Genomic DNA, 18,125 nt, shown 5'->3' with positions numbered 1-18,125 from the left:
GGGTCTCCTCGTCGATCCGTCGGCGTCGTCGCGCCGCATTAAGCATCCACTACTAACAAAACTGGTGCAAGCATGCGACGGCTGCCGTGCGCCTGCTCCGCGGCGACGATCGGCGCCGGCGCGCAGGTCGCCGCGGATCGCCCTACGCTCGTGTCATGGGCAGAGCGCGGGCGAAGGACACCGACCATCCGGCGGCACGTCTGGGATCCGGCGGGATCGCGCGGGTGATCCCCGCAGAGTTCGGCGGGGGGTTCGAACTGCTCATCGACGAGACCCCGCAGTCGCACGTGGACCTCGCCGATCCCACCCATCTGCACTTCGAGTACATCGTGCGGATGGGCGCCCTGATCGACCAGCTCGCCTCCCCCGGCGCGGCGATCACCGCCGTGCACCTCGGAGCCGGCGCGCTGACCATCCCGCGCTACATCGCGGCCACTCGCCCCGGATCCCGGCAGCAGGTGATCGAGCTGGAGGCGCCGCTGGTCGAGCTGGTGCGCGAACATCTTCCGCTGCCGCGGGGGGCCGCGATCCGCATCCGGATCGGCGACGCCCGCGAAGGCGTGCGCCGCCTTCCGCCGGCGCTGCGCGGGTCGGTCGACCTGGTGGTCGCCGACGTCTACTCGGGCGCGCAGACTCCTGCGCACCTGACCAGCGTCGAGTTCTACGCCGAGCTCGCCCAGCTGCTGGCGCCGGCTGGCGTGCTGCTCGTGAACGTCGCCGACGGCCCCGGCCTCGCGTTCGCCCGACGCCAGGTGGCGACCATCCGCGCGGTGCTGCCGGAGGTCGCGATCCTCGCCGACGCCCAGATCCTGAAGGGCCGCCGGTTCGGCAACCTCGTGCTCGCGGCGTCGAACGCGCCGCTCCCGGCCGACGCGCTGCCGCGCATCCTCGCTGCGGGTCCGCATCCGGCGAAGCTGGCCCACGGCGCCGAGGTGACCGCGTTCGCCAAGGATGCGGCGATCGTCACCGACGCCACCGCGGTGGCCTCGCCCCGGCCGGATGCCGGCCTCTTCCTGCGCTGAGCGTCTGATCGCACGGCCCTCGGACACCGGATGCTCTCAGGATCCGGTCGCATCGCTCAGCCCGAAGCACCGGTTTCTCACGGCACGCCCTGGGGCCTTCGCGGATGCGCCGCAGACGCAGGCAGACTGGAGGACACGGCGAGGCAGTGCAGGAGGACGGGCGCGTGGGCTACATCAAGGGATACGACCCGGACTCTCTGCGCGAGCTGGTGGATCCGGCCGAGTGCGAGGCGCGACTGGTCGAGATCTCCGACCTGCGGAGCCTCCCGTCGATGCTCGAGCGGGTGTGGCTGCTGAAGGTGCTCGACCGCCTGGACGACGCACTCGTGCTGGCCGACGAGGCCGTGCGGCAGGCGCGTATGGCGGGCACCCGCAAGGACTTGCTGCGCGCTCGCGTGCTGCGCGCCACGGTGCAGCAGTACCGCGGCGCGCACGCCGCCGCCGACCACGAGCTGGCGGCCTGCGTGGCCGAGGCCGAGGGCCAGGGCTGGGTGCCGATCGCCGCGTTCGCGCACCAGCACCGCGGCCGCAACGCGTTCGAGGCCGGGGACTTCGACCAGGCCAGGGAGAGCTTCAAGCGCACCGTGTTCCTGCGTCGCGAGGCCGGCGCCGACGATGCGGCGCTGGAGGCCGCGCTGCTCGCGGTCGACACGGTCGAGCGCCGGCGCGACCCGGTGGCCGTCAACGGCTGACGCGGGACCGAGCACGGCCGACGCGGACCCGGGCATGGATCCGCGTGCTGCGCGTGCTGCGCGTGCTGCGCGCCGGAGTGTCCGCGGCATCGCCTAACGTGAGTGCATGGCCGAGTTGGAGCGAGTGCGGATCTGGGGCGAAGCCCTGATCCGCCTGCATCTGGATCCGACCTGGACGTTCGGCTTCGACAACGCCAAGCGCCGCGCCGGCGCCTGCAACTACCGCGACAAGCGGATCACCGTCTCCCGCTATCTCGCGGCGCGGTTCGAGGACGACGAGATCCACCAGGTGCTCCTGCACGAGGTGGCCCACGCCGTGGCCGGCCACGACGCCGCGCATGGAGCCGCCTGGAAGCGGGTCGCCCGCACGCTGGGATACGTGGGCGGCACCACGCACCATGGCGAGACGGCGACCGAGCTGGCGCCGTGGGTGGGCCGCTGTCCGACCGGCCATGTGACGTACCGGCACCGGCGCCCCACTCGGGCGTCCTCGTGCGCGCGCTGCTCGCGTCGCTACGACGACCGCTTCCTGCTGGTCTGGACCCGCCGCGAGATCACGGCCGCGGACCGCCGGGCGGCGGTGCTGCCGCGATGACGACCACGAATCTGAAGCTGCGGCACGTGCAGCTGAAGTTCCGGATCTCCGCGAGTGCGGACGCCGCGTGGGCGGCTCTGCACTCCCCTGCCGTGCTCACCGCACTATACGCACCCGTGCTCGTCGTCGAACCCCTCACGCACGCCGACGAGGGCTCCCTGCTGCACAGCGCGGTGCGGCTGCGCCTGTTCGGTCTGATCACCGTGGGCACCCAGCTGATCGGGGCGTACGACGAGTCCCGTGAGCACAAGGGCGAGACCGTGCGGATCCTGCGCGACAGCGGCATCCCGCTCACCGGTCCGCTCGCCTCCCTCGACGTCTGGGACCACCGGATGGCCGTCTCCGCCCTGCCGGACGGTCGGGCGCTCTGGCGTGACCGGCTCGTGTTCGCAGGCCCCGGATCCGCTCTGCTCCTGCCCGTGCTGTGGGCGGCATGGCAATGGCGCGGGTGGCGGATCCGCCGACTCGCGCGCGGCTGGGGCAGGGCCGCGGAGCAGTCCCGCGGCCCTGTCTGACTCCGTCTGCGGCGAGCCGATCCTCAGTCCGCGGCGAGCGCCTCGACCGGGGCGACGCGGGTCGCGAGCCGGGTCGGGGTGGCGGAGGCCACGAGCGTGAGCGCAGCAGTGCAGGCCACGATCGCGACGACCGGGATCCACGGCACGACCGGCGGGATGAGCCCCGCGGGCTGGAAGTCGGGCATCGACGGGACGGATCCGAGCAGCGACTGCGCAGCGATCCAGCCGTAGGCGACACCCAGCACGAGGCCCGTCGCCGTAGCGGCGATCGTCACGTGCGCGGCCTCGAGCAGGACCATGCGGCGCACCTGGCGGCTGCTCAGCCCGATCGCGCGCAGCAGGCCCAGTTCGCGCCGGCGCTGCACGACGCCGATCGTGAGCAGGTTCACCAGCCCGACCGCGGCGATCACCGCCGACACCGCGACCAGCACCATCATCACGGTGCCGAAGGCGTCGAACGGGGCGAAGAACCCGGGCGGCAGCTCCTCGGCGCTCGAGCGCACCATGAGCGCCTTCGCCGATTCCAGCGCCACGGCGAACATGGTCACGAGCGTGACCCCCATCACCACGCCGATCGCCATGCGGCTCGAGCGTTCGGGATGGCGCAGCGCGTTCTCGGCGGCGAGGCGGGCCGTCGCACCGCGGCCGAACAGGCGCCCCACCAGCCGCAGCACGGGCGGCATCACCAGCACCGATCCGATCGCGAGCCCGCTGAACGAGAACACTCCGCCGAAGAAGGCCACCACGACGCCGAGCGGCGAGGACAGCCCGACCACGACACCGCCGGCCAGCAGCACGCCGCCGAGCACGAACATCGTGATCGCGCCGAGGTGCCTGGTGCCTCCGGCCGCGGTCTCGGCGACCGAGCGCTCTGCGGAGCCCGCCAGTGCCTGCAGCGGGGTGACGGTCAGCACCCGCCTGGATCCGGCCCAGGCGGCGAGCCACGTGGTCAGCGCCACGCCGACGGCGGGGATCAGCGCCCCCGGCTGCAGCGGCGAGAAGCCCTGCGGCGGGTGGGCGAAGGCGAGGGATCCGATCGCGGCACCGGCCCAGCTCAGCAGGACGCCCGCGGCGAGCCCCAGCACGGCGCCGATGACGCCGACCGCGAGTCCCTGACTCGCGACCTCCGACCGCTGCGCCCGCGCCGAGGCGCCGATCAGCCGCATCAGGGCGATGCGCCGAGTGCGGCCGGCGACGATGGTCGCGAACGTGTTGGCGGTGACGATCGCGGCGACATACATCGCCACGGCGGTGAGCAGCACCGACAGGATCCGCACCACGTAGGCGAGGGTCTCGCTATCGCCGAGGAACGGATCGTTCTGCAGCAGGGCGCCCAGGTAGAACGTGGTGTCGACGAGGATCACACCGAAGGCGGCGGTGAGGGCGGCGACGAACACGCTCGAGCCCATGCCGCGCTCCCGCAGGAACGCGAGCCGCGACGGGGTCAGCGGAGTCTCGAGCAGGGTCGGGGCGACGGCGGTCATGCCGGCACCCCCGCCGAGTGCGCACCCACGGGCGCAGGAGCCCCGCCGGAGAGCATGAGCGTGGCGATCTCGTCGGCACTGCGACGAGGGTGGTCGGCGACGATCCGGCCGTCGCCGAGGAACAGCACGCGGTCGGCGTAGCTGGCGGCGACCGCGTCGTGCGTGACCATGGCGATCGACTGGCCCTGCTCACGACTCGCGGTGGAGAGCAACTGCAGCACCTCGCGACCGGAGGCGGAGTCGAGGTTTCCGGTGGGCTCGTCGGCGAAGACCAGATCCGGTGCGGTGGCCAGCGCCCGGGCGATCGCCACCCGCTGCTGCTGACCGCCGGAGAGCTGGTGCGGGCGGTGCCGCAGGCGCGGCCCGATCCCGAGGATGTCGACCAGCGAGTCGATCCGCGCCCGCTCGATCGCGGAGGGACGGCGCCCGTCCAGTTCGAACGGCAGCAGGATGTTGCCGAGCGCGTCGAGGGTGGGAATCAGGTTGAAGGCCTGGAAGACGAAGCCCACGCGGCGACGGCGCAGGATCGTGAGGTCGAGGTCGCCGAGCCCCGTGATCTCGGTGTCGCCGATCCAGGCGCGACCCTGGGTGGGGGTGTCGAGCCCCGCCATGATGTGCATGAGCGTGGACTTGCCGGACCCTGAGGCGCCCATGATCGCCGTGAACTGGCCACGGCGGATGCCGACGCTGACATCGTCGAGGGCGCGCACCGCGCCCTCGCCGGATCCGTAGGTCTTGGTGAGGTGCTGGACGCGGGCCGCAAGACCCAGGTCGGTCGTCGTGATCTCCATGCCTTCGACGCTAAGGATCCGCATCGGCCCTCCGCGTCGGCCTGCGGATCCATCCCCGTACATCGCAAGGATGATCCGCGCCTCCTCTCGCGCGTCGCCACCTTGCGGGAGACTCAGGCCGCCTTCTTCGGTGCGCGCGGAATCGCGAATGCCGTCACGACCGCGCCCGCGAAGCAGACGGCCGCATTGATCGAGAGAGCGGTCGACACCCCTGTCAGCACCGGGAGGGTCCCCACCACCGCGGCCCCGGCGGCTGCGGTCACGATCGCCGACATGACGGGCGTGCCCAGGGCGATGCCGATCTGCTGGCTCATGGTCGCCAGCCCTGTCGCCAGCCCCTGCTCGGCGTCCGGCAGGCCAGAGGTGGCGGTGACCATGAACCCGACGATGGCGACAAGATTGGCGACGCCGCCGATGAAGGTCGCGATCAGGAGCACGGCCAGCCATGCCTGCAGATCGCCGAGGAACGCGAGCGGGATCGTGGCGAGCCCCTGGATCACGAGGCCGGCGACGATGGCGCGCCTGCCCCCGATCCAGCCGATGATCCGCGGTGCGATCACCCCTCCGATCACGGTGCCCATGCCCATCACCGCGAATGCGAGCCCCGCCTGCAGCGCGGTGTATCCGCGCACCTCCTGGAGGAAGACCGTCAGCAGGAAGACCACGGATGTCTGCGTGGCGAAGGCGAGAATGCCGGCGACATTGCCCCAGCCGGTCGTCCGCCGCGACAGCACCCGCAGCGGCACCAACGGTTCCGGCACCGCACGCTCGATGAGAAGGAACGCGACGACCAGGACGGCGGCGATTCCCAGAGGCCCCCAGCTCCGCATGTCACCCCAGGAATGCTGGCCGGCCTGGGTCAGGCCGTACACTCCCGCGACGAGCGCCAAGGTCACCGTCACGGCTCCCGCCGCGTCCAGCCGTCGACGCTGCGGCGCCCTGGTCTCCTTCAGCACCGCCGGACCGATCACCAGCACGGCCACCGCGACGATCACGTTGACGAAGAACGCCCATCGCCAGCTGATCAGGTCAGTGAGGAGACCGCCGAGGATCGCCCCCGTGGTGAAGCCCGCAGCCATCAGCGCCCCATTGATGCCGAGGGCCCTCTCCCGCATCGCTCCCTCCGGAAAAGAAGTGGTCAGCAGCGACAGTGCCGCCGGAGTCACCGCGGCGGTGGCGATGCCCTGCGCCACGCGCGCCATCAGGAGCAGCCACGGTTCGTCGGCGAGTCCACCGACCAGGGAGGCCGCGCCGAGGAGCGCGATCCCGGCGAGGAACTGACGTCGCCGCCCGAACAGGTCGGCGAAGCGGCCGAAGAGCAACGTGAACCCTGCAGCGCACACGGCGAAGGCGGTCGAGATCCATTGCAGGTCGGCGAGGCCGAACCCGACGTCGACGCCGATGCGCGGCAGAGCGACGTTGAGGATCGAGAAGTCCACGGCCAGCGTGAAGCTCGCTGTGAGCAGGACGAGGAGCGCGACGCGCTGTCTGATACTGAAGACGGAGCGCGGCGCGCGCGGACCAGCGGGCGTGAGCGAGGGATGAGCAGTCATGTCGTCAACCTTCAAACGCGACATGACTCTCAACCAGATCCTGCGCTGGGTACCACCGACAGAGGCACCCTGCACGTCGAGCAGTCCGCCACACTGGAACGATGAGCACCCGCCAACACGCCCGCCCGGCGAGCGAACTCGGTGACTTCCTCCGCAGCCGGCGGGACGCCGTCGCGCCGGCCGACGTCGGGATCAGCATGTGGGGTGCGCGCAGGGTGCCGGGACTGCGACGCGAGGAGCTCGCCCAGATCGCGGGCATCTCGGTGAACTACTACACCCGGCTCGAGCAGGGCCATTCCGCGAACGCGAGCGACTCGATCATCGACGCGCTCGCCCGAGCCTTGGACCTCGACGACGCAGAACGCGCGCATCTCTTCGAGCTGGCGCGGCCGACTCCCGCCCCGCGCCGACGCGGCACCCGCGCGGAGGTTCCGAACACCGGCGCGCTCGCGCTGCTCGCGTCGATGCCCGCGGTTCCCGCGTTGCTCCTGGGCCGACGCAACGACATCCTGGCCTGGAACCCGTTGGGGCATGCTCTGCTGGCCGGGCATCTCCCCTTCACGGCGCCGGACGCCCCCGCGACGCGACCCAACCAGATGCGGATGCTCTTCCTCGACCCTCACACTCGCGAGCTCCATCGCGACTGGGCCGACGAGGCAGCGCTCGCGGTCTCCTCAGTGCGCTACATCGCCGCGCAGTACCCGGACGACCGGATGCTCGCCGAACTCGTCGGCGACCTCGCGATGCGGAGCGCGGACTTCGCCCGACTCTGGGCGAAGCACGATGTCAGACTCTGCTCGAGCGGCGAGAAGAAGCTGCACCACCCCCTCGTCGGCGACGTCGATCTGCACTACGAAGCGCTGCACCTGCCTGACGGCAACGGTCAGCGCCTCCTCACCCACATCGCCGCTCCCGGCAGCCCGGCGGCTGACGCGCTTCAACTCCTCCGCTGAGCGCACCCGTCGTCTTGGCGCCCACCGCCGTCTCCGCCTCCAGGGCGAAGGAGGAGGAGCTCAGGCAGGAGCCGGCGCGGCGGGTGCGGAGACGCCGTGGCGGAGGAAGCGAGCGAGAACGACGAGGGCGACGACGCCCGCGACCAGGGCGATCGCGCCGTCACTGAGGCGCACGCCGACCCCGGCCACGGCGAGGCCCCGCACGAGGTCGAGGGCGACCGAGAGCGCACCCGAGCCGAACCCGGCCAGACCCACGCCGAGGAAGGCCACGGCGCTCGCGATGAGAAGCATGCGCCGGTCCTCCCGAGCGATCGGCACGGCCCCGCGGAGACGCCGGACCAACAACCAGACGGCGAGCAGGACGACGCCGAGGACTCCGGCCGCGAGCCGCTCGGAGACGATCTCGTCGGAGTGGTGCATCGCCGCAGCAGCAGCACAGCTGCCCGCCTGCGGGAAGAACCCCAGGAAGTCGCCGCATCGCGCAGCCGTGTACGTCACGCCGTACGTGTCGCCGGCGAGGAATGCAGGCCCCCAGATCGCCTCGAGCGCCCAGGACACCAGCCCGCTGAGCCCGATCACGATGAACCCGAGGGCGACGACGAGCCATCCTCCGCTGAGAAGTCCCAGGCCCCGGCGCCGCGGAGAACGCGTCCTGGCCACGGCGGCCTGGTCTCCGAATCGTCGCACGGCGACCTCCGCGGCCTCGGCGGATTCCACGCCCTGCGCCTGAAGGGCCGCCTGCGCATCGCGCAGGTGCCCGTCCGTCTCAGCGAGCAGGCGCCAGGTGTCCTCGCCCGCGCCCAGGCGGTCGGCGAGCTGCGTCACGTAGCGATCGATCGCGTCGGTCATCTCACGCCCCCTGCACGGCCGGCCGGATCGCGGGCGCCGCCAGCGCCGAGGCCACCCCGTCGGCGAAACGCTGCCACGCTCCGGCCTCCCGGGTCAGCTGAGCCGCACCGACGGGCGTGATCGCGTAGACACGGCGCCGCCGACCGTCGTGCACCCATTCGCTCGCGATCGAACCGGTTCGCTCCAGCCGGTGCAGCGCCGGATACAGCGAGCCCTCCGGCACGTCGAACTCGCCGCCGCTCGCCGTGCGCAGCGCCTCGGCGAGCGCGTAGCCGTGGGCGGATCCGCGCGCGAGCGTCGCCAGGATCAGCATCTCGAGATTGCCTCGGAGTCGTTCGTCTGCCATGAGCCGACTTTACCTAGACAGTCGATGCATAGACAGTCTAGGTCGCTGTGAGTTCGCCGAGGGCTCGAGATCGATCCGAGGTCACCCCGGCCGGTTGACGGCCAGGGCGACCCGCCCGGCGCGATCGGGCTCGCGACTCACATCGATCCGGTCCAGGCGTGCGTGGAGACGCCGACCGCGTTCCAGGCGTTGATCACCACGATGAGCGAGACGAGCGCACCGAGCTCTTCCGGCGAGAAGCGCGTGGCGGCGGCCGCCCAGTCCGCGTCCGGCACATGCGTCTCGGAGAGGCGGGTGATACTCTCGGTGAGCGCGAACGCGGCACGCTCCCGCGCGGTGAAGAACGGCGACTCCTGCCACACCGCGACCGCGGCGATCCGGGCGGCGGTGTCGCCGGCCTTGGCGGCGTCGCCCGCGTGCAGGTCGACGCAGTAGCTGCAGCCGTTGATCTGCGACGCCCGCAGCCGCACCAGCTCGCGCAGCCGTGCGTCGATGCCCGCGGCGTCGAGCTCGCGGACCATCGCCGCGTCGAGCCCGGCGAGCGCCCGGGAGAAGCGCGGGGCGACCGTGTCGATGTCGAGACGGACGGGGATCGGGACGGTCGACTCGGTCTGGGTCGAGGTCTCGGTGATGGTCATGGTGTTTCCTTTCGTCCTCTTCAGAATCGACGATGCGGATCCATCCGTCCAACAGCTGATCCCTATCGCTATCATCTGTCTGAGAGATGGAAATCCACCAGTTGCGCTACGTCCTCGCCGTCGTCGAGACCGGCTCCTTCACCGCGGCCGCCGCACGTGTGCGTGTGAGTCAGTCCGGCGTGAGCACGCAGGTGCAGAAGCTCGAGCGCGAGCTCGGCATCGCCCTGTTCGACCGCACTTCGCGCCGAGTGGCTCTCACCCAGGAGGGCGAGCGGCTCATGCCCGCGATCCGGGCGGCGCTCGAGGCGATCGGCGAGATCGGCGCCACCGCCGCCGACCTGCGCGGACTGCTGCTCGGGACGCTCCGCGTCGGCACCGTGTTCGGCCTCACCTGGCCGCGGTTCTACGACGCGCTCGCCGAGATCAGCGCTGCGCATCCGGGGCTCGAGCTGAGGCTGCGCGAGGACACGTCCGCCCAGCTCACCGGCGCGGTCCGCCGCGGCGAGATCGACATCGCGCTCGTCGCCTGGGCTGAGCAGGCGCCGGAGGGTCTGGGGTCCGAGGTCGTGTTCGACGATCCGATGGTCGCCGTGGTGGCGCCCTCCCATCCCTGGGCGGCGCGGCGTCGTATCCGCCCGGACGAGCTGATCGGCATGGACCTCATCGCCCTCCCGGAGGGCACCGGCGACCGGGCGGCTCTGGACGCCCTACTCGCCGGACGCCCGGGCGCGGGGACCCCGCATTGGGAGGTGTCCACGCCCTCCGCGGTCGAGAAGCTCGCGGTGCGCGGCCTCGGCGTCGGTGTCGTCAGTGCCGCCACCTGCCGACGCTGGGAGGGGATCCGAGCGATCCCGATCGACGCTCCGCACGTGCGCTCGCGCCTCGGCGTGGTGTGGCGGGCGACGCCGACCCGCGCCGCACGCGCGCTGTGGGAGCTGCTGCGCGAGGCGGACTGAGCGCGAGCAGGACAGCAGCAGGAAGCGGGCTGAGGGCGGGTCAGTTCAGGCCGTGCTCGAACGCGAACACCACGAGCTGCACCCGATCGCGCAGGGCGAGCTTGGCGAGGATGCGGCTGATGTGCGTCTTCACGGTGGCCTCGGAGAGGAACTCGCGAGCGGCGATCTCGGCGTTGGACAGGCCGCGCGCCGCGAGCGCGAAGATCTCCTTCTCGCGCTCGGTGAGATCGCCGTAGCTCGCCGGCACCGGAGTCTGCGCGGGCGCTGCGAAGTGCGCGAAGAGGTCGCGGGTGGCGGAAGCCGCGATCACGCTGGATCCCGAGTGCACCGTGCGGATCGCCGCGAGCAGGAACTCCGGATCCGCGTCCTTCAGCAGGAAGCCGCTCGCCCCCTGACGGATCGCGCGCGCGGCCGCCTCGTCGAGGTCGAAGGTCGTGAGCATCACGATGCGCGGCGGATCCGCCTCCTCCAGGATGCGCGCCGTGGCGGTCAGCCCGTCCATGACCGGCATCCGGATGTCCATCATCACGACGTCGGGGCGCGTCGCCCGCACGACCTCGATGGCCTCCTGCCCGTTCCCCGCCTCGCCGACGACCTCGAGGTCGGGCTGGGACGCGACGAGCATGCGTATTCCGGCACGGAACAGCGCCTGATCGTCGACCAGCACGACCCGGATCATCCTGCCTCCTCGTTCCGCGCGTTGGGATCCGCGCCTCCAGAGAGTCTGTCATCCTCCGGCGCGGGCCCGGGACCGCAGATCAGGGCGCGGTCGGCCCGATCGGGAGCGCGGCACGCACGACGAAGCCCTCCGCCTCGAGCTCGGCGCTGAGCGTCCCGCCGACCAGCTGTGCGCGCTCGCGCATGCCGATCAGGCCGTGTCCGCGCTCGGTGTGCGCCTGCCGCGGCACCGGCGGAACACCGTTGCGGACGGTGATCTGCACGCCGTCCGGATGCCAGCCGAGCCAGATGTCGACATCGCCGGTGCCGTGCCGGATCGCGTTGGTCAGCGCTTCCTGCAGGATGCGGTACACCGCCAGCTGGATGCCGGCCGGCGGCTCCCCCGGCGGCATCGGGTCGACCGTGACGCGCGGTTCGATCCCGGCGGCGCGCACCTGCGTGTACAGCGTCTCGAGGTCGGCCAGTGTGGGCTGCGGTCCCTGCCCCTCGCTGTGCCGCAGCTGCGCGAGCAGCAGCCGCACATCGGAGAGGGCCGCCCGCGCCGTCTGCCCGATCGTGGTGAGCGCCGCGGTCGCCTGCGCCGGATCCGCGGCCGCGGCATAGCGCGCACCGTCCGACTGGGCGATCACCACCGCGAGGGAGTGCGCGACCACGTCGTGCATGTCGCGGGCGATCCGCACCCGCTCCTGCTCCGCGACGGCGACGGCCTCGGCGCGCACCTGCGCGTCGCGCGTGCGACGACCGTTCAGCACGACCCGCCACAGCAGGCCGGCACCCCATGCCATCACCAGGGTGAGCACGGACACCGTGCCCAGGAGCACGGCGACCAGCGCGATGCGCAGGCCCGTCTCGGTGTCCTGGAGAAGCGCCTCCTCGTTGATCAGCGACATGTAGCCGCCCGCGAGGATCCCCCCGCCCAGCGCCGACGCGCCGCCGATCCAGAGCAGGCGCATCGAGCCCCACGCCGAGGTCGCGAAGACCACGGCGAGGATCGCGAGGTCGTAGGCGCCCGGGGAGAATCCGCACGCCATCTGCAGCAGGGCGCCGATCCACGCCACGATCAGGGCGAGCACCGGAGAGAGCCGGCTGATCGCGGCCGCACCCCAGAGGATCACCGCGACCAGCAGCACCAGCACGACCGAGACCGGCCCGTCGGGGATCCACCGGCTCATGGTGCCGGCCTCGAACGTGTACGTGAGCGGCAGCGTCAGCAGGAGGCCGATGGCGCTGCCCACGATGTCGAAGACGAGCCAGAAGCGCGGGATGGTGCGGAACACCCCCTCACGGTACGCGACCGGATCCGATGCGGTCATCCGCCGGGAGATGTATCCGTCGCCGCGTGACCCCCGGCCAGCGCGGCGATCGCGCGGCGGTCGGGCTTGCCGGAGGCGAGCAGCGGAAGGTCGGCGACGAGCAGGATCCGGTCCGGCCGGGCGGGCGCTCCCACCTCGGCCGCGACCCTGTCCCGCGCGGCGGACAGCAGCGCGCCCGCCGCGCCGTCCGGGCCGGCGGCGACGATCGCGGACGCCTGGCCCCATCGGTCGTGATCGATCGCCACGACGATCGCGCCCTCGAGGCCCGGCACGGCGCGCACGGCGCGCTCGACCCGGTCCAGCGATACGTTGACGCCGCCGGAAACGATGACGTTGTCGATGCGCCCGGTCACGGCGACCGCGCCGTCGGAGACGGTTCCGGCGTCGCCCGTGCGGTACCAGCGGTCGCCGGCCCCGTCGGCGACGAACGTGCGCGCGGTCAGGTCGGGGTCGCCGAGGTAGCCGTCGGCGAGTGTCGGCCCGGCGAGACGGATCTCGCCGTCGACGACAGCGGCGCGCACACCGTCCAGCGGGAGGCCGTCGTACACGCAGCCACCGGCGGTCTCGCTGGATCCGTAGGTGCGCACGATCCTGGCGCCGAGGTCCCGGGCGCGTTCCCGTTGGGCGGGCGGAAGCGCCTGGCCGCCGATGAGCACGGCCTCGTACGACGCCAGCGCGGCCTGTACGTCGCGGTCATCGGCGGCATCGAGCAGCGTCGCCAGCTGCGCCGGCACGAGCGACGTGTACCGGGGCTCTGCGCCGAACTCGCGCGTCGCCGCGACGAACGAGGCCGGCGTGAACCGCCCGTCCAGGAGTATTGGTGTCGTGCGCGCGAGGTGCGCCCGCACGAGCACCTGGAGCCCCGCCACATAGCCGGCGGACAGCGCGAGCAGCCAGCGGCCCGATCCGATACGGAGCGCAGTCGCCTCCGCGCTCGCGCGCAGAGCGGCGGCGGAGAGCACGACCTTCTTGGGTACGCCCGTGGAGCCGGAGGTCGCGATGACGACGGCGGTGCCCTCTGCGACCTCGTCATCCGGACCCGGCACGAAGCCGAGCGCGAGGGGTGCAGCCCCGTCGAGCGCCCCGGGCACGGCAGCCCCGACCGCAACCGGATCCGCACCGTCGGCGACCCGCAGCCTCACCCCCGGCCGCCCGTTCCGCCCGGTTTCGAAGCGCGCAGATGACCCCATCCGCGGTGCGGATCGAGCCATTTGCGCGCTTCGAAACCCGAAGAGGCCATGTTCAGAAGTGCCAGGGGTACGGGGACCAGTCCGGCTCGCGCTTCTGGAGGAACGAGTCGCGGCCCTCGACCGCCTCGTCCGTGCCGTAGGCCAGGCGGGTCGCCTCGCCCGCGAAGACCTGCTGCCCGACCAGCCCGTCGTCGACGGCGTTGAAGGCGAACTTCAGCATGCGGATCGCGGTCGGCGACTTGGTCAGGATCGTGCGGGCCATCGCGATCGCCTCGCGCTCGAGCTCGGCGTGCGGCACGACGCGGTTCACCGCCCCCGCCTGCATCGCGCGCTCGGCGGAGTACTCCTCGGCGAGGAAGAACACCTCCCGGGCGAACTTCTGCCCGGTCTGGCGGGCCATGTAGGCGGATCCGTAGCCGGCGTCGAAGGATCCGACATCCGCGTCGGTCTGCTTGAACCGGCCGTGCTCCGCGCTCGCGATCGTGAGATCGCACACCACGTGCAGCGAGTGTCCGCCGCCGGCCGCCCATCCGGGCACGACCGCGATGACGACCTTCGGCATGAACCGGATCAGCCGCTGCACCTCGAGGATGTGCAGGCGACCCGCCCGCGCCTGCTGCGTTTCGTCTCGCTGCGCTCGCTCAACGACCGTGTTCTCATCCTCGGAGTACTTGTAGCCGTCGCGACCGCGGATGCGCTGATCACCTCCCGAGCAGAACGCCCAGCCGCCGTCCTTCGGGCTGGGTCCGTTGCCGGTGAGCAGCACGACGCCGATGCGCGGATCCTGTCGGGCCTCGTCGAGCGCACGGTACAGCTCGTCGACGGTGTGCGGGCGGAAGGCGTTGCGCACTTCGGGCCGGTCGAAGGCGATGCGGGCGATCCGCCCGTCGTTCGAGACGTGGGCCGTGATGTCGGTGTACTCCCCCGCGCCAGGAGCGAGCGTCCACTCAGCGGGATCGAACAGGTCGGAGACGAGCTTGTCAGTCACGGATCCAGCCTATTCCGGGTGCTCGGGGGATCAGACCTCGGCGACGACGACGGGAACCCCGTTGTGCCGCAGCCTGCGCAGCTTGAGCCAGCCGTCGGCGATGTCCCAGACGGGGAACGCGACGAGGCAGAAGCCGAGGATCACGCTGAGGATGCTGAAGACACCGCCTTGTGCGGCCGATCCCCGCTGGCCCTGCGCGAAGCCCTCACCGCCCTTCTCCGTGATGAACGAGAGCAGCGAAGGGTTGATGAGCTCGCCGCGCACGAGCAGGGTCAGGGTCGCCGCGGCGAAGGCCACGGCGAGCACCGTGTTGAGCACGGCCAGACTCGTCGTCCAGCGGCGGCGGAGATACAACACGATCGCAAACGCCGCCTCCAGCGCGATGAAGCCGAACAGCACGATCAACGGCCACAGCGTCGGGTCCAGGATGGGAATCGGTGCGCCGCCGGTCGGGAAGAACCCGAGGACGCGATCCCATACGATCGCCCCGGCAGTCACCGCCAGGAACGCGAGCGAGGCGATCAGATCCGTGCGGCCGGAGCGGGCGTCAGCCGCCTGCGGCAGGTGGTCGGGGTTCCAGTCCAGGATCGTGTGGCCCGTGGATCCGGTGCGTTCGAGCACGAAGAAGACCAGCGTCGTCCAGAAGCCCACATGCACGATGGTCTGGATCAGCACAGCGATGGCGCTGCCGAAGATCGCGCCCGCAGACGCACGGGCGATGAGCTGGCCGAGCACGACCCCGCCCACCGCGCACAGCGGAACGATCCAGAGCAGCAGCCGGAGCAGGCGCAGCCAGGCCGCGTAATAGCGAGGGCCGACGACCCACATCGGGCGATCGATGAGGGAGGACGCGTAGGCGATCGGCTCACCGAGACCGGCGACGACCTCGCGCTCGGCGGCGACTCGGTCCTCCCCCTCGGCGACGCGGGGCTCGACCTGCTCGGCGATGGACGCTTCGAGCTCGGCGAGGATCTCGGCCCGCGAGGAAGCCGGAACGGCGCGGCCCACCGCGGCGAGGTAGCGGTCTGCGTAGGTGGATGCGGTGGCGGTCATGATCGGCGTTCCCCTTCGGTCAGGGCGGCGGTGGCCGCGGCGATGGCCTGCACGTCGCGGGCGAGGGTGTCGGCCAGACGGAGCCCGGAGTCGGAGGTGCGGTAGAACTTGCGCGGTCGCGCCTCCTCGGTGTTCCACTCGCTCGCGAGATAGCCCTGCTTCTCGAGTCGTCGCAGCAGCGGATAGAGGGTGTTGGAGTCGGTGGGGAAGCCCGCGGCGCTCAGCTGCTCGAGCAGACCGTAGCCATACCCGGGCTCCCGCAGCAGCCGCAGGCTTGCGAGCACGACCGTGCCGCGCCGCAGCTCCTGCAGGTGTCCGTCGAACTCGTCTTCGCTCACGTCCATCACGATATTGTATGTCGCACACTATTGTCAATGGCACATTCCTGTCGATCGCACTCCCGTAGCGTGGAGGCATGACGATCGAGATCCAGCCCGTCGACCCCTTCGACGTCGCGGCGGTGGACGCCTGGTGGGAGGTCTACGCCGCCGCCCTGCGCGCCGACCGCGGTGACGACGCCGTGCTGTGGTCGCTCGAGGAGACCCGTCAGGAGCTGCAACAGGCCTCCGCCGTGTTCGAACGGCAAGTACTCCTCGCCCGGCTCGAAGACCGTCCCGTCGGCGCGGCCGGACTCGGGTTGCCACTCAAGGACAACACCCATCTCGCCGATGTCGCGGTGTACGTGGTGCCGGACGCGCGGAGGACCGGTGTCGGATCCGCGCTTCTCGACGAAATCGAGGCGCGCGCGATCGCGCGCTCCCGGCGGACGTTCCTGGCCGAGACGAGTTGGGCCGCCTCCGCGCCCCCCGACGGCACAGGGCATCCGGGCGTCGAGTTCGGCCGCCGGCACGGGTATGCGCTCGCGCTGGGCGACCGGGAGAGCGTGCTCGATCTGCCCGTGGCCCCGGAGCTGCTCGATCGCCTGGGCGCGGGAACCCCCGACGACGGCTACGTGCTGCGCAGCTGGACCGGCCCCGTGCCCGAGGACCTCGTCGCGGGGTGGGCCGCGCTCTCCAGCTCACTCGACACCGAAGCGCCCATGGGCGACCTCGACATCGAGGCCGGGACCCCCAGCGTGGCGGAGGTCCGCGAGAGCGAGGAGCTCGTGGCCGCGCAGGGCCGCACCTCATTCTGCGTCGTCGCGCTCAGCCCGGACGGTCAGGTCGAGGCCTACTCGCAGCTCGTGGTCTCCGGGGATGACAGTTCCGCGTACCAGTGGGGCACGCTCGTGCGCCGGGAGGACCGCGGCCACAGGCTCGGCATGCGGGTGAAGCTGGAGAACCTGCGCAGACTGCAGCAGGAGTTGCCGCGGACGCCGCGGGTCGTGACCTACAACGCCGAGTCGAACGAGCACATGCTGGCCCTCAACGTCGCCCTCGGATTCCGCCCTTCAGGGCGACTCGCGGAGCTGCAGAAGCGGATCGGCTGACGGCATGCGCGGGTGCATGATGGGGGCATGACCGACCTCCCCGCGCTCGCCGATATCCTCGATTCCGCGCGGGTGGTCGCGCTCCCGATGCGCACCAGGTTCCGCGGCGTGGACGTCCGCGAGGCGCTGCTGTTCGAGGGCCCGGAGGGCTGGGCCGAGTTCTCCCCCTTCACCGAGTACGGCGACGCCGAGGCGTCGACCTGGCTGGCCGCCGCGATCGCGGACGCCTGGCACCCGCGGCCGGCCGCGGTGCGCGCCGAGATCCGTGTGAACGCGACGATCCCCGCCGTGCCGGCGGACCGGGTGCCCGATGTGCTCGCCCTGTTCGACGGCTGCCGCACGGCGAAGGTCAAGGTCGCCGAAGCGGGGCAGAGCCTCGCCGACGACGTCGCCCGCGTGCGTGCCGTGCGGGCGGAGATGGGGCCGGAGGGCAGGATCCGGATCGATGCGAACGCCGGCTGGAACGTCGACGAGGCCGAACGTGCGATCCATGCCCTTGCCCCGTTCGACCTGGAGTACGCCGAGCAGCCCTGCGCGACCGTCGAGGAGCTCGCCGAGCTGCGCGAGCGGATCCGCTACCTCGACATCCCGATCGCGGCGGACGAGAGCGTGCGCAAGGCGGAGGACCCGCTGGCCGTTGCCCGCGCGGGTGCGGCGGATCTGCTCGTCATCAAGGCCCAGCCGCTCGGCGGCATCGAGCGCGCGCTGCGGATCGTCGCCGAGGCGGGGCTGCCCGTGGTCGTCTCGAGCGCGCTCGACACCGCGGTCGGCCTGTCGCTCGGCGCCGCCCTGGCTGCGGCCCTGCCCGTTCTCGACCACGACTGCGGCCTCGGCACCGCGTCGCTGTTCGCCGACGACGTCGCGGATGCCCGCCCGCGCGGCGGGGTGGTGTCCGCAGCCCGAGTGACGCCGGATCCCGGCGCGCTGGCACGGCTGGAGGCACCGGCAGAGCGGTGGGAGTGGTGGCTCGAGCGCGTGACCCGCTGCCATGCGCTGCTGACCGCCCGATAGGCACATTCCGGATCTGCTCGCTGGTCGCAGAATGCGGCTTCCGATGGCGGATGGCCGCAGGATGCGCCC

20 protein-coding genes are annotated in these 18,125 nt (G+C 71.8%); 8 read left to right on the top strand and 12 right to left on the bottom strand.

The annotated features are described in order from the left end of the window. Positions 1 to 155 precede the first annotated feature (155 nt). From AC1DCT_RS14780 to AC1DCT_RS14765, 4 genes are all read left to right on the top strand, one after another. Positions 156 to 1,022 (top strand): spermidine synthase, encoded by an 867-nt coding sequence (locus AC1DCT_RS14780; RefSeq protein ID WP_477430081.1) that lies wholly within the window; start codon positions 156 to 158, stop codon positions 1,020 to 1,022. Positions 1,023 to 1,186: 164 nt separating this feature from the next. After that, on the top strand, positions 1,187 to 1,714 hold the full coding sequence (locus AC1DCT_RS14775; protein ID WP_477430080.1) for a hypothetical protein: 528 nt from the start codon (positions 1,187 to 1,189) through the stop codon (positions 1,712 to 1,714). Positions 1,715 to 1,820: 106 nt separating this feature from the next. Further along, positions 1,821 to 2,309, top strand: coding sequence for a SprT-like domain-containing protein (locus AC1DCT_RS14770; RefSeq protein ID WP_440735108.1), 489 nt, complete (start codon positions 1,821 to 1,823; stop codon positions 2,307 to 2,309). Further along, the gene (locus AC1DCT_RS14765; protein WP_477430078.1) at positions 2,306 to 2,824 is read left to right on the top strand and encodes a hypothetical protein; all 519 of its coding nucleotides are present in this window, start codon (positions 2,306 to 2,308) and stop codon (positions 2,822 to 2,824) included. The genes AC1DCT_RS14770 and AC1DCT_RS14765 overlap by 4 nt, the downstream gene beginning before the upstream one ends. A gap of 23 nt (positions 2,825 to 2,847) precedes the next feature. On the opposite strand, the gene AC1DCT_RS14760 is transcribed toward AC1DCT_RS14765, so the two are convergent. From AC1DCT_RS14760 to AC1DCT_RS14750, 3 genes are all read right to left on the bottom strand, one after another. Then, positions 2,848 to 4,308 carry an ABC transporter permease gene (locus tag AC1DCT_RS14760; RefSeq protein ID WP_477430076.1) on the bottom strand — a complete coding sequence of 487 codons (1,461 nt, stop codon included), beginning with the start codon at positions 4,306 to 4,308 and terminating at the stop codon, positions 2,848 to 2,850. Further along, a complete protein-coding gene (locus tag AC1DCT_RS14755; RefSeq protein WP_440735105.1) occupies positions 4,305 to 5,099 on the bottom strand; it encodes an ABC transporter ATP-binding protein in 795 nt (264 codons plus the stop codon). The genes AC1DCT_RS14760 and AC1DCT_RS14755 overlap by 4 nt, the downstream gene beginning before the upstream one ends. Before the next feature lie 113 nt (positions 5,100 to 5,212). Then, positions 5,213 to 6,652: an MFS transporter gene (locus AC1DCT_RS14750; RefSeq protein ID WP_477430074.1), complete on the bottom strand. Its 1,440-nt coding sequence runs from the start codon at positions 6,650 to 6,652 to the stop codon at positions 5,213 to 5,215. 101 nt (positions 6,653 to 6,753) lie between these two features. Between AC1DCT_RS14750 and AC1DCT_RS14745 the strand changes: the two genes are divergently transcribed. Then, a complete protein-coding gene (locus tag AC1DCT_RS14745; RefSeq protein ID WP_477430072.1) occupies positions 6,754 to 7,605 on the top strand; it encodes a helix-turn-helix domain-containing protein in 852 nt (283 codons plus the stop codon). A gap of 60 nt (positions 7,606 to 7,665) precedes the next feature. Here the strand turns inward: AC1DCT_RS14745 and AC1DCT_RS14740 are convergent, their stop codons facing one another. The 3 genes from AC1DCT_RS14740 to AC1DCT_RS14730 form a co-directional block, all read right to left on the bottom strand. Beyond that, entirely contained in the window at positions 7,666 to 8,454 is a 789-nt protein-coding gene (locus tag AC1DCT_RS14740; protein WP_477430070.1) for a hypothetical protein, read from the bottom strand. Between the two features lies 1 nt (position 8,455). Beyond that, on the bottom strand, positions 8,456 to 8,800 hold the full coding sequence (locus tag AC1DCT_RS14735) for a helix-turn-helix transcriptional regulator (RefSeq protein WP_477430068.1): 345 nt from the start codon (positions 8,798 to 8,800) through the stop codon (positions 8,456 to 8,458). 137 nt (positions 8,801 to 8,937) lie between these two features. Further along, positions 8,938 to 9,438: a carboxymuconolactone decarboxylase family protein gene (locus AC1DCT_RS14730; RefSeq protein WP_440735100.1), complete on the bottom strand. Its 501-nt coding sequence runs from the start codon at positions 9,436 to 9,438 to the stop codon at positions 8,938 to 8,940. An 86-nt stretch (positions 9,439 to 9,524) separates the two neighbouring features. Here AC1DCT_RS14730 and AC1DCT_RS14725 point away from each other — a divergent pair, with 86 nt between their 5' ends. Further along, entirely contained in the window at positions 9,525 to 10,394 is an 870-nt protein-coding gene (locus AC1DCT_RS14725; protein ID WP_477430066.1) for a LysR family transcriptional regulator, read from the top strand. Positions 10,395 to 10,434: 40 nt separating this feature from the next. On the opposite strand, the gene AC1DCT_RS14720 is transcribed toward AC1DCT_RS14725, so the two are convergent. From AC1DCT_RS14720 to AC1DCT_RS14695, 6 genes are all read right to left on the bottom strand, one after another. Then, on the bottom strand, positions 10,435 to 11,073 hold the full coding sequence (locus AC1DCT_RS14720; RefSeq protein WP_441977098.1) for a response regulator: 639 nt from the start codon (positions 11,071 to 11,073) through the stop codon (positions 10,435 to 10,437). A 79-nt stretch (positions 11,074 to 11,152) separates the two neighbouring features. Next, positions 11,153 to 12,385 (bottom strand): sensor histidine kinase, encoded by a 1,233-nt coding sequence (locus AC1DCT_RS14715; protein ID WP_440735097.1) that lies wholly within the window; start codon positions 12,383 to 12,385, stop codon positions 11,153 to 11,155. Further along, on the bottom strand, positions 12,382 to 13,527 hold the full coding sequence (locus AC1DCT_RS14710) for an AMP-binding protein (protein ID WP_477430064.1): 1,146 nt from the start codon (positions 13,525 to 13,527) through the stop codon (positions 12,382 to 12,384). Before AC1DCT_RS14710 ends, AC1DCT_RS14715 begins: the two co-directional genes overlap by 4 nt. A 100-nt stretch (positions 13,528 to 13,627) precedes the next feature. Beyond that, positions 13,628 to 14,563 carry a 1,4-dihydroxy-2-naphthoyl-CoA synthase gene (locus tag AC1DCT_RS14705; RefSeq protein ID WP_477430062.1) on the bottom strand — a complete coding sequence of 312 codons (936 nt, stop codon included), beginning with the start codon at positions 14,561 to 14,563 and terminating at the stop codon, positions 13,628 to 13,630. A 30-nt stretch (positions 14,564 to 14,593) separates the two neighbouring features. Next, the gene (locus tag AC1DCT_RS14700; protein WP_477430060.1) at positions 14,594 to 15,616 is read right to left on the bottom strand and encodes a permease prefix domain 1-containing protein; all 1,023 of its coding nucleotides are present in this window, start codon (positions 15,614 to 15,616) and stop codon (positions 14,594 to 14,596) included. After that, a complete protein-coding gene (locus AC1DCT_RS14695) occupies positions 15,613 to 15,960 on the bottom strand; it encodes a PadR family transcriptional regulator (protein WP_477430058.1) in 348 nt (115 codons plus the stop codon). The genes AC1DCT_RS14700 and AC1DCT_RS14695 overlap by 4 nt, the downstream gene beginning before the upstream one ends. A gap of 71 nt (positions 15,961 to 16,031) precedes the next feature. Between AC1DCT_RS14695 and AC1DCT_RS14690 the strand changes: the two genes are divergently transcribed. Continuing rightward, positions 16,032 to 17,045: an N-acetyltransferase family protein gene (locus tag AC1DCT_RS14690; protein ID WP_477430056.1), complete on the top strand. Its 1,014-nt coding sequence runs from the start codon at positions 16,032 to 16,034 to the stop codon at positions 17,043 to 17,045. 27 nt (positions 17,046 to 17,072) lie between these two features. Continuing rightward, positions 17,073 to 18,056 (top strand): o-succinylbenzoate synthase, encoded by a 984-nt coding sequence (locus AC1DCT_RS14685; RefSeq protein WP_441977093.1) that lies wholly within the window; start codon positions 17,073 to 17,075, stop codon positions 18,054 to 18,056. The last annotated feature ends 69 nt before the right edge of the window (positions 18,057 to 18,125 follow it).

It is taken from the genome of Microbacterium sp. 10L49 (assembly GCF_056395125.1).
The sequence above is the reverse complement of the archived record's forward strand: the minus strand, read 5'-3'. Positions and strand labels throughout refer to the sequence as shown.